Genomic DNA, 13,184 nt, shown 5'->3' with positions numbered 1-13,184 from the left:
AAACAGGAGACGACCCGATGTTCAAACCTGCCCTCGCCCTCGTGGCGGCCCTGACCCTGCCCACTCTGGCCTTGGCAGACGATGACGACGACAAGCCGGGCATGGGCCTTGCCGGTCTGCTGTCAGCCTCAAACAAGCAAGACCTGCCGCCCATCACCCTTTCGGCCGGAATGCCGCTGGCCGAGGCGCCGTGGCGGCTGAAATCCGGAACCTATTACGAGTTCGAGATTCAGGGCGACGGCAGCCAGGAACTGGCGCTGGTCGGGCCCGAATTCTTCCGTGCCATCTGGATCGACGAGATCGTCGTCGAAGGTCTGGAAATCCGCCCGCTGGGTCTGGACAGCGTGGAGTTTGACGAGGCCGGCGAGATGGAGATCGGCTTCATTGCCCTGAAACCGGGAAGCTACTACCTTAAGGTGCCCGGCTCGACCGGCGAAACACAGCGGCTTGAGATCGTCATCGAGTGACCGGACTGCGCGTTCAGAACCTGAGCTTTTCCTATGGGGCCAAAACTGCCCTGAGCGACGTGAGTTTCGAAGTCGCCCCCGGCAGGTTCTGCGCACTGTTGGGGCCGAACGGGGCCGGGAAATCCACCCTGTTCGCCCTTCTCACCCGGCTGTTCACCACGCCGGACGGCACAATCGAGATCGCCGGGCATGACATGGCCCGCGAACCGCGCGCCGCGCTCAGGCAGATGGGCGTGGTGTTCCAGCAGCCCACGCTGGACCTCGACCTGACGGTTCGGCGCAACCTCGACTATTTCGCGGCGCTCCACGGGCTGTCCGGCCGCACCGCCCGCGCCCGGATCGACGAGGCGCTGGATCGGCTCGGGATGCGGGATCGGGCGTCGGAACTCGTGCGCACCCTCAACGGCGGCCACCGCCGCCGACTCGAGATCGCCCGCAGCCTGTGCCACCACCCCAGGGTGCTGCTGCTGGATGAGCCCACGGTGGGCCTGGATGCCGCAACCCGCCAGGCCATCACCGACCATGTCCACGACCTGTCCGAAACCGGGGGCCTGACGGTGCTGTGGGCCACCCACCTGACGGACGAGATCCGCGACCGCGACCAGCTGCTGATCCTGCACCGCGGGCGGTTGCTGGAAAACGGAGAGGCCGGCGCCCTGCGTGGTGCCACGCCGCTTGCCACCCACTTCCTGTCCCTGACCGGAGAGGCGGCATGATCGCCGCCCTCGTCGCACTCAGGGCGATCATCGCCCGCGAAGCCCTGCGCTTCATCGGCCAGCGCAGCCGCTTCGTCGCGGCACTGGTGCGCCCGCTCTTGTGGCTGATCGTCTTTGCGGCCGGGTTTCGCGCCGCACTCGGCCTGTCGATCACGCCGCCCTACCAGACCTACACCACATACGAGGTCTACATCGTGCCCGGGCTGTGCGGGATGATCCTGCTGTTCAACGGCATGCAAAGCTCGCTGTCGCTGGTCTATGACCGCGAGATGGGCTCAATGCGGCTGCTCTTGACCAGCCCCCTGCCCCGCTGGTGGCTGCTGCTGTGCCGCCTGCTGGCCAGCACCACCATTTCCATCCTTCAGGTCTATGCGTTCCTCGCGATCACCGCGCTCTACGGCATCCGTTTCAGCCCCGCCGGCTATGTCGCGATCCTGCCGGCGCTGGTGGTTGCGGGCCTGATGCTCGGCGCGCTGGGGCTGGCGCTGTCCTCGACCATCCGGCAGCTCGAAAACTTTGCGGGGGTGATGAACTTCGTGATCTTCCCGATGTTCTTCCTGTCCACCGCGCTCTATCCGCTGTGGAAGATGGCCGAAAGCTCGGAACTGCTGCACGACATCTGCGCCCTCAACCCCTTCACCCACGCGGTCGAGCTGATCCGGTTCGCGCTCTATGCCCAGTTCAACGGAACGGCACTGCTGTGGACATGCCTGGCCGGCCTCGTCCTGCTGGCGCTGGCGATCTGGGGCTATGACCCGGCGCGCGGCATGATCCGTCGCAAGAGCTGACCCTTTCTACGACCACCGCAGAGATGCACGATCGGGCCAGGGATGCTATGCTTGCCGGCGGGAGGACGCGCGATGTTCCACAAACTCACCATCCTGGCCCTGATGGCGGCCACCCCGGCGCTGGCCGAAGACCAGGCCGAACTGGGAACCCTGAACCCCGAGGAAATGACCCTGGGACGGGTGATGGACAACATCCGGCGCGGACATACCGACATGACCACCTGCGCGTCGGGCTATTTCATCACCAAGAGCGGCCGGCACGGAATGGCCCGCGAAGTGTTCGAGACCTGCGCCGAGGCCGGATATACCGGCGCGATGACCTGGATGAGCCAGCTCGACAACAACGGGCTTGGCGGCGAGTACAACCCCGAGGCCGCCGCGGAATGGGACCGGCGCGCCGCCGAAGCCGGTGATCCGGTGGGCAAGTTCAACTATGGGCTCGACCTGATGCGCGGCCACGGCGTCGCCCGCGACGAGGCCCGCGGCCGCGCCCTGGTGGACAAGGCCGCCCGCGAAGGGCTGAAAATCGCCCGCAGGCTGCAGAGGGCCGGTTACGACCTGGACGAGGTGACACCGGATGCAGACAACTGGAAATATGCACCTTTGTTCTAGAAAAACAGCGTTTCCAGCCCCCGAATGCGACTAAAGTCTATGGTGAACCTGTTGTTTTTGTTCATTATTTCAATGAACCACGTGTCCTTCTGTCGTAAACTCCCTTCCAACTGAAAACCGGAGGACGACATGAATCGGATCATCGCTGCCATCTTCCTCGCCCTGGGCCCGGCCCTTCCGGCCGCCAGCGAGAGCATCTACGAAAACATCAAGGTGGACGCGGGCCAGACCCTTTACGACGCAAAGTGCCGCCGCTGCCACGCCGACGACTCGACCGATCCCAGCTATGGGCCTCCGCTCGAAAACATCGTCGGCCGCGCCGCGGGCAGCTATCCGAACTATGACTATTCCGTCGCGCTCGAGGCCTCGGGCATCGTCTGGACGCCGGCCGCGCTGCGCGCCTGGATGGAGGACAATGACGGTTTCATGCCCGGCACCAAGATGCGCCATGTCGGCATCACCGACCGCACCGTGCAGGATTTCATCCTCGCCTACCTGGCCTCGATCACCACGCGCGACGGCTCAAAGGTTTCCGAGTAAGCAATTCCCCATCTCCCCGGCTTACTCGATCAGCAGCCTCGGCAGCCAATGGCTGTCGGGGTCTGCCTCGTGCAGGTCGCCCTCGGAAAGCGGCCGCAGAGTCCCCGGCGCGGGCGGCGCCGACAGCAGGTCCATGTCAAGCTCGTGCAGCCGCCCGGTCAAACGGTCGCCGCTGGCTTCCAGCCTGTAATAGACCCCGTTCCACATGTTGATGCCGTATTCCGAGGCGCCCTTCCACAGAAACAGGAAATCGTATTCCAGATCGGTCAGGTCATCGGGGCTGACCTGGCGCCGGATGTCGTAGGGGTAAGGCACATGGCACCAGTGCTTGTCAGGGCCTTCCAGGCATTTGAACGGCCGCATCGACAGAAAGTGATCCGAAAAAACATCTTCGTTCCAGTCGATCGCATAGCCTGTCTCCTCGCCGCCGGGCGAGAAAGTCACCGTCGCGATCTCGGTGCGCCGCCCCTCGCCATCGACCAACCAGACCGTTTTCGTTCCCGCCAGAGGATCGGCCCACAAGGTCGAAGACCACAGGGCACCGGCGGTCGCCATTGTTTTCAGCAGGTTGGCCATGTTCTTTCCCTTTTCCGGATGCGCGCTCTGCGAAAAACAGTAGCTCCCAGGCCCGGCTTTCAACCTACGACCATTGTGCAATACCGCCGCAGGCACCGGTTTCCGATAATACGCTCGGCCGGTAACCCGAACGAACGGGCCCTGGCATGATAACAGTGACTGATGGGAGGAGCCCACATGAATCGCTTCATTAGTGCGGTCGTCGCAGGCGTCATGGTGGCTGGCGCAAGCTACGCCGGCGTGACCGAAGATGACCTGAAAAACGATCAAACCATCACCAACCAGGTGGTCACCAACGGCATGGGGCGACATCTCCAACGCTACAGCCCGCTGGACATTCTCAACAAGGACAACGTCAAGAACCTGGTGCCGGCCTGGGCCTTCTCGCTGGGCGGCGAAAAGCAGCGCGGCCAGGAAACCCAGCCGCTGGTCTATGACGGGGTGATGTATATCACCGGCTCGTATTCGCGCCTCTATGCGATCGACGTGAAGACCGGCGAAGAGCTCTGGCAGTATGACGCCCGCCTGCCCGAAGGCATCCTGCCCTGCTGCGACGTGATCAACCGTGGCGCCGCGCTTTACGGCGACAACATCTATTTCGGAACGCTGGACGCCCGTATCGTGGCGCTGAACCGCAAGACCGGCGACGTGGTCTGGAACAAGAAGATCGCCGATTACAAGGCCGGCTACTCCTACACGGCCGCGCCGCTGATCGTGAACGGGCTTGTCATCACCGGCAATTCGGGCGGCGAGTTCGGCATCGTCGGCGAGGTGCAGGCGCGTGACGCCGAGACCGGCGAACTGGTCTGGACCCGCCCCGTCATCGAAGGCCACATGGGCACCTACAAGGGCGAAGAGTCGACCATGACCGGCACGCTGAACGCGACCTGGCCGGGCGACATGTGGAAGACCGGCGGCGGCGCTACCTGGCTCGGCGGCTCGTATGACGTCGAAACCGATACGCTGGTCTTTGGCGCCGGCAACCCCGCGCCGTGGAACAGCCATCTGCGCAATGCCGGCACCCCGACCGAAGGCAACGCCGGCGACAACCTCTATGCGGCCAGCCGCCTCGGCATCGACCCCGAGAACGGCGAGATCAAGTGGCACTTCCAGACCACCCCGCGCGAGGGCTGGGACTATGACGGCGTGAACGAGGTCGTGGCCTATACCGACCGCGAGGGCAACAAGCGCTTCGCCACGGCCGACCGAAACGGCTTCTTCTACGTGCTGAACCGCGAAGACGGCGCATTCGTCTCGGCCACCCCCTTCGTCAAGGACATCTCCTGGGCCGAGGGCATTGACGAGAACGGCCGCCCGATCTTTGTCGAGGAAAACCGCCCCGGCAACCCGGCGGATGCGGCAGACGGCAAGAAGGGTGAAGTCATCTTTGCCTCGCCCTCGTTCCTTGGCGGCAAGAACTGGATGCCGATGGCCTTCAGCCAGCGCACCGGCAACTTCTACGTGCCTTCCAACGAATGGGGCATGGACATCTGGAACGAGCCGATCACCTACAAGAAGGGCGCGGCCTATCTGGGTGCGGGCTTCACCATCAAGCCCAACTACGAAGACCACATCGGCAGCCTCAAGGCGATCGATCCGGATACCGGCGAGATCAAGTGGGAATACAAGAACGACGCACCGCTCTGGGGCGGCGTGATGACCACCGCCGGCGGCCTCGTGTTCACCGGTACGCCCGAAGGCAAGTTCATCGCCTTTGACGACGAGACCGGCGAAGTCCTGTGGTCGTTCCAGACCGGTTCGGGCATCGTGGGCCAGCCGATCACCTGGGAAATGGACGGCGAGCAATATATCTCGATCATTTCCGGCTGGGGCGGCGCGGTTCCGCTCTGGGGCGGCGAAGTGGCCAAGAAGGTCAACTATCTGAACCAGGGCGGCACGCTCTGGACCTTCAAACTGCCCAAGCAGCTGGCCTCGGCCGACTGATCGGCGCATCGCCTGAACATCGTGAAACGCGCGTCTTTCGGGGCGCGCGTTTTCTGCTATACGACTATAGGCGTATATGCCGCGTGTCGCCGGTTTTGCTAGGCTGGATGACAGAGGCAACAGAACGGACCATGAATGCGCCCTGTGACGGACATGCCGCATGACACCAAGTTCCAGTCGGCGCTGATCGTCGACGATCACCCCCTGTTTTGCGACGCCCTGTCGATGACGTTGCAGGCGGTTTCTTCCATCAACAGCATGCACACGGCGCCGACCCTGCAGGACGCGCTGGACCTGATCGCCCAAGGGGCGCCGATCGACCTGGTGGTGCTGGATCTGAACCTGCCGGACGTGAACGGGCTCGACGGTCTGCTGCGGCTGCGCAACGCCACGAAAAGCCCGATCATCGTCGTGTCGTCGATGGCCGACAACCGCATCATCAGCTCGGCCATCCACGCCGGGGCGTCAGGGTTCATTCCCAAACACAGCCAGCGCGACGTGTTCCACAAGGCGCTGGAGGTGTTGCAGAGGGGCGAAACCTTCATCCCGACCGGCTATGTTCTGCTGGAAGAGGCCGAGACCGAGGACAAGGATGACGCCCTCATGCGGCTTGGCACCCTGACCAACCAGCAGGCCCGCATCCTGCAACTGATCTGCGAGGGGAAACTCAACAAGCAGATCGCCTATGACCTGTCGATTGCGGAAACCACCGTAAAGGCGCATGTCACGGCGATCATGCGCAAACTCGGCGTGCAAAGCCGCACGCAGGCGGTGCTGATCGCCAAGCAGACAAGTTTCGCAAACGTATTGCACGACAAGACGCCACCCGCGTAATCTCGCGGGGGACGAAAGGGAGGATTTTGCGATGGACCATTTCCGTGGTCCGTCCGGCGAAGCAATCGAGACCGCGCATCTGGTGCGGTCGGGCAGTGTTGATTGCCAGGCGGAAGATGCGGTGACGCAACTTGCCGGGGCTCTGAAACCGGGCGATCTGTCTCTGGTGGTTCTGTTCCTGTCCCCGCAAACGGATGTGTCACGGCTGATCGACGAGGCCCAGCGCACCTTTGCGCCGGCCCAGGTGGTCGGATGCACCACCGCCGGTGAAATCGGTGAAACCGGCTATGTCGAAGGGCAGATCGTCGCCGTGGGCTTTCCGGTGTCGCACTTTCACACCCGGACGATCCTGATCGACGATCTCGATGCGTTCGAGCCCTATGGGCTGATCGAACGGATGATCCGCAACCGCAATCACATGGCGGCGGAAACGCCCGGATGGATATCCGATTTCACCTTCCTGCTGATCGACGGGCTTTCCACCAAAGAGGATCTGCTGACCTCGCAGCTCTCGGCCGGACTGGGGCCGGTGCCCTTCTTCGGTGGCTCCGCCGGGGACGGCACCGATTTCGGAACGACCTATGTCCTTCACGGGGGGCGCGCCCATTCCAACGCCGCCGTTCTCATCCAGGTTCGGACCAAGTGCCCGATCAAGGTATTCAAGACCGACCACCTCGTTCCGGCCGAAAAGCGCATGGTGGTGACAGGCGCGGACCCGGCCCGGCGCATCGTCCACGAGATCAACGCCGAGCCTGCCGCCCGTGAATATGCCCGCGTGCTGGGCAAGGATCCCGAGCAACTGACCGGCTTTACCTTCGCCGCGCACCCTGTCGTGGTCCGCATAGGCGACCAGCACCATGTGCGCGCCATCCAGCGGGTCGCCGAGAACGGAGACCTCGTGTTCTTCTCGGCCATCGACGAGGGCGTGGTCCTGACCTTGGCCGAGCCGGAAAACATGGTCTCGCACCTGACGCGCGAGATGCACAATCTGGCCCAACCCGAGCAACCCGAGGTCATTCTAGCCTGCGACTGCATCCTGCGCCGGTTGGAAGCACAACAGAAACAGCAGACCGGAGACATCTCGCGCATCCTGACTCAGAACCGGGTGATCGGGTTTTCGACCTATGGCGAACAGATCAATTCGATGCATGTCAACCAGACCCTGACCGGCGTCGCGATCTATCCTCCGGCCGAGGGCTGAGCCATGCCCCACGAACTCATCGACCCGCGGGACACGCTTGAGCGGCAGAACGAAAAACTGTTGAAGATCGCCGATACCCTGATGCGCCGGGCCGAACAGGGCACCGAGGCGTCGGGGGCGGCATATGCCCAGTTCCAGCGCGCCGTGATGCTCGAAGAAGAGGTTCGGGCGCGGACGGCGGCGCTGGAAAAGGCGCTGGACCTGCTCAATGAATCCAACGCCAAGCTGGCGCAGGCCAATGCCGAGACCGAAGCCGCCCGCTCGAACCTGACCAACGCGATCGAAACCGTGCAGGAGGGGTTTGCCCTGTTCGACGCGCAGGACAGGCTGGTCATGTGCAACAGCCGGTTCTGCAAGCACATGCTGGACATCTACCACCAGTTCAAACCGGGTCTTCGGTTCGAGGATTACGTCCATCTGGTGTCCACCAGCCCCTACCTGACCCTGCCCGACGGGGAAACGCCCGAGGCCTGGGCCGCCTTCCGCATGGCGCGGCACAAGGACAATCACGCGGTGTTCAATGCCCGCATCGCAGGCCGCCACTGGCTCCAGGTCAGCGAGCACCGCACACCCGACGGCGGCACCGTGATCCTGCAGACCGACATCACCGACATGATGCGGCTGGAACGGCAGGAGCGCGAGCGGCTTCTGGACGATCAGGCCCGGCTGATCCGGGCCACGCTGGAACATCTCAACCAGGGGGTCTGCATCTTCGACGACCAGAACCGGCTGGTCGGCTGGAACCGGCGCGCCGGCGAGCTGCTGTCGATTCAGGCCAACCATTTCCGGCTGGGCACGCCGTTCCTGTCGCTCTACGATCGCGTGCGCGACAATGTGCGGTTCCGCGGCGATACCGGCCCCGAAGATGTCGAGGCCTGGGTGGCCAGCAAGGCCAAGCGCGCGCCCTTGTCCTTCGAAATCGAAATCGGCGTGGACCGCACGCTGGCGGCCTTTGCCCAGCAGATGCCGGACCGCGGCTTCGTGATCAGCTTTACCGATGTCTCGGCGGAACGCGCGGCGGTACGCACCATCAGCCAGGCCAATGAAACGCTGGAACAGCGCGTCGCCGAACGCACGCTGGAACTCGAGGACGCGCTGGCCGAAGCGGAACGGGCCAATGCCTCGAAATCCCGCTTCGTCGCGGCAGCCAGCCACGACCTGCTGCAGCCCCTGTCGGCGGCGAAACTTTTCGTGGCGTCGCTGGAAAACGATCTGGAAGATCCGGAACTGGCCGAGCGCCTGTCGAAGGCGGGAAATGCCCTCGTCAGCGTCGAGAAGATCCTCGGCGCCCTTCTCGACATCTCGAAACTGGATTCCGGGCGCGCCACGGTGGACCTGTCCTCGATCTCTCTCAAGGACATGCTCAATCAGCTCAATGACGAGCTGAAGCCGCTGGCCCTCAAGAAAGGCCTGGATTTCCGAATGGTCTGCTGCGATGCCCATGTCGAAAGCGACGCGTCATACCTGCGCCGCATCCTGCAGAACCTCGCCTCGAACGCGATCCGCTATACCGACAGCGGCAAGGTTCTGGTCGGGGTGCGGCACCGGAAATCCTATGTTCGGGTCGAGATCTGGGACACCGGCCCCGGCATCCCCGAGGACCAGCAGGAAAGGGTTTTCGAAGAGTTCCAGCGCCTGAGCGCCTCGGCGACCCCGAACGAAGGGCTGGGGCTGGGTCTCGCGATCGTCGAGCGCGCCTGCCGCCTGCTGAAACACCCGCTGCATCTTTCCTCGCAGCCGGGCCGTGGCACCTGTTTCGCCATCGAATTGCCGCGCAGCAACGTCGTGCCACTGCGCAAGCCGCGCGACGGCGCGACAACCAACGGGGTTCCGCTCGAACACCATATCGCGCTTCTGGTCGAAAATGACGAAGCGTTGCGATCCGCCATGACGATCACGATGGAGAACTGGGGTCTGGACGTGCTGCCCTGCGCCAACCAGTCCGAAGCCGAGGACATTCTGCGCGAGGTCGACATCGCGCCCGATGTCATCATCGCGGATTACCAGCTGGACGAAGGCGTGTTGGGCACCGATGTCATCACCGCCTTGCGCAACGACCACGGCCCGATCCCGGCTTGTCTTGTCACGGCGAACCGGTCGCCGGATCTGCAGGGAGCCTGCGAAAAACAGGGCACGTCCCTGATCCACAAGCCCATTGACCCTGCCGAACTGCGCAGCTTCATCGAAGGCGCCCTGGCTGGCTAGCGGATGCAGACATCCGAACGGGTCAGGAACCGCCGCCCGCTGCCATTTTCCAGCGAGAACATCCCGCCGATGCCCTCGATCGCGTCGATGATCAGGTCGGTGTGCCGCCAACGCGCGTACTGGTCGGCGTTCATGTAGAAAGGCACGCCGCCGATTTCGCCTACCTGCACGTCGCTGTCCCCGACGATGTAGTCGCCCTGCTGGAAACACATCGGCGCCGAGCCGTCGCAACATCCACCGGACTGGTGGAACAGCAGGTCCGGCCCGAACCGGCCCTTCAGCTCTTCGATCAGGTCCAGCGCCGCCTGGGTGGCAGTGACGGTCATGGTGTCTGACATCGGTGTTGCCTCTGCGGGAAAAGTGACGGCCCCGGAGGAGAACGGGGCCGTCTGCCATTGCTGCCTCAGAAGAAGCCCAGCGCGTTCGGGCTGTAGCTGACCAGCAGGTTCTTGGTCTGGCGATAATGATCCAGCATCATCTTGTGCGTCTCACGGCCGATGCCCGACTGCTTGTAGCCGCCAAAGGCCGCGTGGGCCGGATAGGCGTGATAGCAGTTGGTCCAGACCCGTCCGGCCTGAATCTCGCGGCCGAAACGGAAGGCGCGGTTGGTGTCGCGGGTCCAGACCCCGGCGCCAAGGCCGTAAAGCGTGTCGTTGGCGATCTCCAGCGCCTCGGCATCGTCCTTGAAGGTCGTGACCGACAGGACCGGGCCAAAGATCTCTTCCTGGAAGATGCGCATCTTGTTGTGGCCCTTGAACACGGTCGGCTCGATATAGTTGCCGCCCTCCAGACCGCTCAGTTCAGACACGTTCCCGCCCGTCAGCAGCTCGGCGCCTTCGTCCTTGCCCAGTTGCAGGTACGAGGCGATCTTTTCCTTCTGCTCGGTCGAGGCCTGCGCGCCGATCATGGTCTCCATCGCCAGCGGGTTGCCCTGCTTGACGGCCTTCACCCGCTCGAGCGCACGGGCGATGAAATCGTCATAGATCGATTCCTGGATCAGCGCCCGGCTGGGGCAGGTGCAGACCTCGCCCTGGTTCAGCGCGAACATGGTGAAGCCTTCCAGACACTTGTCGAAATAGGCGTCGTCGGCATTCATCACGTCTTCGAAGAAGATGTTCGGCGACTTGCCGCCCAGTTCCAGCGTCACCGGGATCAGGTTCTGGCTGGCATATTGCATGATCAGCCGGCCGGTGGTGGTTTCACCGGTAAAGGCGATCTTGGCGATGCGGTTCGACGAAGCCAGCGGCTTACCCGCCTCAAGGCCGAACCCGTTGACGATGTTGAGAACGCCTGCAGGCAGCACGTCGGCGATCAGCTCGGCCAGGACCATGATCGAGGCCGGGGTCTGCTCGGCCGGCTTCAGCACGACGCAGTTGCCGGCCGCCAGCGCCGGCGCCAGTTTCCACACCGCCATCAGCAGCGGGAAGTTCCACGGGATGATCTGCCCCACCACGCCCAGCGGCTCGGGAATGTGATAGGCATAGGTGTCGGCGTCGATTTCCGAGATATGCCCCTCTTCGGCGCGGATGCAGCCAGCGAAGTAACGCCAGTGATCGACGCACAGCGCCAGGTCGGCGGCGATGGATTCGCGGATCGGCTTGCCGTTGTCCAGCGTCTCGGCCGCGGCGAGCAACTGGGTGTTGGCCTCCATGATGTCGGCGATCTTCAGCAGCAGGTTGGCGCGCTCGGTGGTCGAGGTCTTGCCCCATGCCGGGAATGCCGCATGGGCCGCGTCCAGCGCCGCCTCGATGTCGTCGGCGTTCGAGCGGGCAACCTCGCAGATCACTTCGCCGGTGATGGGCGTGGTGTTCTCGAAATACTGACCCGATTTCGGCTCGACGAACTGGCCGTTGATGAAGTTGCCATAGCGCGCCTTGAACGGGAACTCGACGCCCAGATGTGACGTGTCCAGTGCGGCGCTGACCTGCACGGAATTCTGAATGTTCATGCCATTCCTCCCCTTGATAAGAGATCAAAAAACGTAGCGAGCCCCATGGTCCTAATCCCTTTGTTCAGGCCTTGGGGCCGGTGCTGGGCTCACCATATGAGGGCGGTCTGAACGCGTGTATTGGACCTTGGTCTGTTCGACCAAAGTCTGCCTCTCACGCAAAGAAGAGTGCCCTGAAATCTTTGCAAGCGTTTTGCCCGGCGCCATTTTTCAAACAGGCAAAAAGCATAAAATTCCGAGGCTTGCAGGCCGGCTCTCAGGTGATCCGGCTGCGCTGCAAGGCCGGTGTCACGCCGAAACTCGCGCGATAGACGCGGGTGAAATGGCCGGGGCTTTCAAAACCGCAGGCCATGGCCACGTCCGTCACCGAGGCTTCGGTCTGGATCAGCAGGTTGCGGGCGCGCTCCAGACGCATTTCCATGAAGTATTTCTTGGGCGAGGTGTTCAGGTATTTCCCGAACAACCGTTCCAGCTGGCGCGTGGAAATGCCGATCTCGGCGGCGATTTCAGCGGGCGAGACCGGGTTTTCGATCGTGTCGTGCATCCGCTGGATCGCCTTGGCCATATGCGGATTGCGCATCCCGTTGCGCGACTGCAATGACACCCGCTGCTCGGCGGTTGCGTTGCGGACCGCGTTATAGACCATCTGGTCGGCCACCGCGACCGACAGGTCATAGCCGTGATCGCGTTCGATCAGGTGCAGCATCAGGTCCGCCGTGGCCGTCCCGCCCGAGGCGGTCATGTGCTTTTCATCGGCCACGAAGACGCTGCGCACCAGGTTCACTTCGGGGAAGTTCTCCATGAAACTGTCGTGGTATTCCCAGTGGATCGCCGCCTGCATCCCGTCCAGGAAACCGGCCTCGGCCAGCACCCAGGCCCCCGAACACAGCGCCCCGACCGGCGTGCCGCGCGCCCTCTCGCGCCGCAGCGCGGCCAGGAGTGGCCTGGTGACATGGTTGCGCATGTGGATGCCCGACAGCGCGAATATCTGGTCGCATTTCGGGATCTCGTCCAGACCGCCATGCACCAGCGTCACCGACCCGTTCGAGCAGACCGCCGTCTCGCCGTTTTCCGAAACGAAGGACCATTTGTACAGGTCCTGCCCGCTGACCAGATTGGCGATGCGCAGCGGCTCGACCGCGCAGGAAAAGGCGAGGTGCGAAAACTCCTCGATCAGAACAAAGACGAAGTGCTGGGTATCCGTCATGGCTGGCTCACTGCGCTCTGGCCCGAGGTGAACTGCGCGGGCAATGCCGTGCAAGCCCCCGGCGTTGGGCTATCCAAAATTTTTCGGCCGCGGCCCGGGGCACCGTCAAGCCGGCCGCCATGGGCGGCGCAGTCGGCAAACGCCCG

Annotated in this window: 13 protein-coding genes; 9 read left to right on the top strand and 4 right to left on the bottom strand. The window is 63.4% G+C overall.

Annotated features, from left to right (window positions below):
- Positions 1-17 precede the first annotated feature (17 nt).
- The 5 genes from AVO45_RS08465 (at position 18) to AVO45_RS08445 (ending at position 3,123) form a co-directional block, all read left to right on the top strand.
- On the top strand, positions 18-467 hold the full coding sequence (locus AVO45_RS08465) for a hypothetical protein (RefSeq protein WP_068345893.1): 450 nt from the start codon (positions 18-20) through the stop codon (positions 465-467).
- Positions 464-1,183, top strand: coding sequence for an ABC transporter ATP-binding protein (locus AVO45_RS08460; RefSeq protein WP_068345891.1), 720 nt, complete (start codon positions 464-466; stop codon positions 1,181-1,183). The genes AVO45_RS08465 and AVO45_RS08460 overlap by 4 nt, the downstream gene beginning before the upstream one ends.
- Positions 1,180-1,971 (top strand): ABC transporter permease, encoded by a 792-nt coding sequence (locus AVO45_RS08455; protein WP_068345889.1) that lies wholly within the window; start codon positions 1,180-1,182, stop codon positions 1,969-1,971. Before AVO45_RS08460 ends, AVO45_RS08455 begins: the two co-directional genes overlap by 4 nt.
- 72 nt (positions 1,972-2,043) lie before the next feature.
- On the top strand, positions 2,044-2,583 hold the full coding sequence (locus AVO45_RS08450) for a tetratricopeptide repeat protein (RefSeq protein WP_068345887.1): 540 nt from the start codon (positions 2,044-2,046) through the stop codon (positions 2,581-2,583).
- 129 nt (positions 2,584-2,712) lie between these two features.
- Entirely contained in the window at positions 2,713-3,123 is a 411-nt protein-coding gene (locus AVO45_RS08445; RefSeq protein WP_068345885.1) for a c-type cytochrome, read from the top strand.
- Positions 3,124-3,144: 21 nt separating this feature from the next.
- Here the strand turns inward: AVO45_RS08445 and AVO45_RS08440 are convergent, their stop codons facing one another.
- The gene (locus AVO45_RS08440) at positions 3,145-3,699 is read right to left on the bottom strand and encodes a hypothetical protein (RefSeq protein WP_068345884.1); all 555 of its coding nucleotides are present in this window, start codon (positions 3,697-3,699) and stop codon (positions 3,145-3,147) included.
- Between the two features lie 177 nt (positions 3,700-3,876).
- Between AVO45_RS08440 and AVO45_RS08435 the strand changes: the two genes are divergently transcribed.
- From AVO45_RS08435 to AVO45_RS08420, 4 genes are all read left to right on the top strand, one after another.
- Positions 3,877-5,643 (top strand): PQQ-dependent methanol/ethanol family dehydrogenase, encoded by a 1,767-nt coding sequence (locus tag AVO45_RS08435; RefSeq protein WP_068345883.1) that lies wholly within the window; start codon positions 3,877-3,879, stop codon positions 5,641-5,643.
- A gap of 135 nt (positions 5,644-5,778) precedes the next feature.
- Positions 5,779-6,477, top strand: coding sequence for a response regulator (locus tag AVO45_RS08430; RefSeq protein WP_068345881.1), 699 nt, complete (start codon positions 5,779-5,781; stop codon positions 6,475-6,477).
- 31 nt (positions 6,478-6,508) lie between these two features.
- Positions 6,509-7,678 carry an FIST N-terminal domain-containing protein gene (locus tag AVO45_RS08425; protein ID WP_068345880.1) on the top strand — a complete coding sequence of 390 codons (1,170 nt, stop codon included), beginning with the start codon at positions 6,509-6,511 and terminating at the stop codon, positions 7,676-7,678.
- Between the two features lie 3 nt (positions 7,679-7,681).
- The gene (locus AVO45_RS08420; protein WP_068345879.1) at positions 7,682-9,883 is read left to right on the top strand and encodes a hybrid sensor histidine kinase/response regulator; all 2,202 of its coding nucleotides are present in this window, start codon (positions 7,682-7,684) and stop codon (positions 9,881-9,883) included.
- Here the strand turns inward: AVO45_RS08420 and AVO45_RS08415 are convergent.
- The 3 genes from AVO45_RS08415 to AVO45_RS08405 all read right to left on the bottom strand — a co-directional run bounded on the left by AVO45_RS08415 (position 9,880) and on the right by AVO45_RS08405 (position 13,038).
- Positions 9,880-10,209: a DUF779 domain-containing protein gene (locus tag AVO45_RS08415; RefSeq protein WP_240482100.1), complete on the bottom strand. Its 330-nt coding sequence runs from the start codon at positions 10,207-10,209 to the stop codon at positions 9,880-9,882. The two genes, AVO45_RS08420 and AVO45_RS08415, sit on opposite strands and share 4 nt — an antisense overlap.
- 77 nt (positions 10,210-10,286) lie before the next feature.
- Entirely contained in the window at positions 10,287-11,831 is a 1,545-nt protein-coding gene (gene adh, locus AVO45_RS08410; RefSeq protein ID WP_068345876.1) for an aldehyde dehydrogenase, read from the bottom strand.
- Positions 11,832-12,087: 256 nt separating this feature from the next.
- Positions 12,088-13,038, bottom strand: coding sequence for a GlxA family transcriptional regulator (locus AVO45_RS08405; protein WP_068345875.1), 951 nt, complete (start codon positions 13,036-13,038; stop codon positions 12,088-12,090).
- Positions 13,039-13,184: the final 146 nt, after the last annotated feature.

It is taken from the genome of Ruegeria marisrubri (assembly GCF_001507595.1).
Lineage (GTDB): Bacteria > Pseudomonadota > Alphaproteobacteria > Rhodobacterales > Rhodobacteraceae > Ruegeria > Ruegeria marisrubri.
Note: the sequence above shows the minus strand (reverse complement) of the source record. Positions and strands in the feature narration are given on the sequence as shown.

Excerpts from the sequence above, each read along its gene's own strand:
- AVO45_RS08465 (WP_068345893.1), top strand. The coding sequence starts at position 18 with ATGTTCAAACCTGCCCTCGCCCTCGTGGCGGCCCTGACCCTGCCCACT.
- AVO45_RS08455 (WP_068345889.1), top strand. The coding sequence starts at position 1,180 with ATGATCGCCGCCCTCGTCGCACTCAGGGCGATCATCGCCCGCGAAGCC.
- AVO45_RS08450 (WP_068345887.1), top strand. The coding sequence starts at position 2,044 with ATGTTCCACAAACTCACCATCCTGGCCCTGATGGCGGCCACCCCGGCG.
- AVO45_RS08445 (WP_068345885.1), top strand. The coding sequence starts at position 2,713 with ATGAATCGGATCATCGCTGCCATCTTCCTCGCCCTGGGCCCGGCCCTT.
- AVO45_RS08440 (WP_068345884.1), bottom strand. The coding sequence starts at position 3,699 with ATGGCCAACCTGCTGAAAACAATGGCGACCGCCGGTGCCCTGTGGTCT.
- AVO45_RS08435 (WP_068345883.1), top strand. The coding sequence starts at position 3,877 with ATGAATCGCTTCATTAGTGCGGTCGTCGCAGGCGTCATGGTGGCTGGC.
- AVO45_RS08430 (WP_068345881.1), top strand. The coding sequence starts at position 5,779 with ATGCGCCCTGTGACGGACATGCCGCATGACACCAAGTTCCAGTCGGCG.
- AVO45_RS08425 (WP_068345880.1), top strand. The coding sequence starts at position 6,509 with ATGGACCATTTCCGTGGTCCGTCCGGCGAAGCAATCGAGACCGCGCAT.
- AVO45_RS08420 (WP_068345879.1), top strand. The coding sequence starts at position 7,682 with ATGCCCCACGAACTCATCGACCCGCGGGACACGCTTGAGCGGCAGAAC.
- AVO45_RS08415 (WP_240482100.1), bottom strand. The coding sequence starts at position 10,209 with ATGACCGTCACTGCCACCCAGGCGGCGCTGGACCTGATCGAAGAGCTG.
- adh (WP_068345876.1), bottom strand. The coding sequence starts at position 11,831 with ATGAACATTCAGAATTCCGTGCAGGTCAGCGCCGCACTGGACACGTCA.
- AVO45_RS08405 (WP_068345875.1), bottom strand. The coding sequence starts at position 13,038 with ATGACGGATACCCAGCACTTCGTCTTTGTTCTGATCGAGGAGTTTTCG.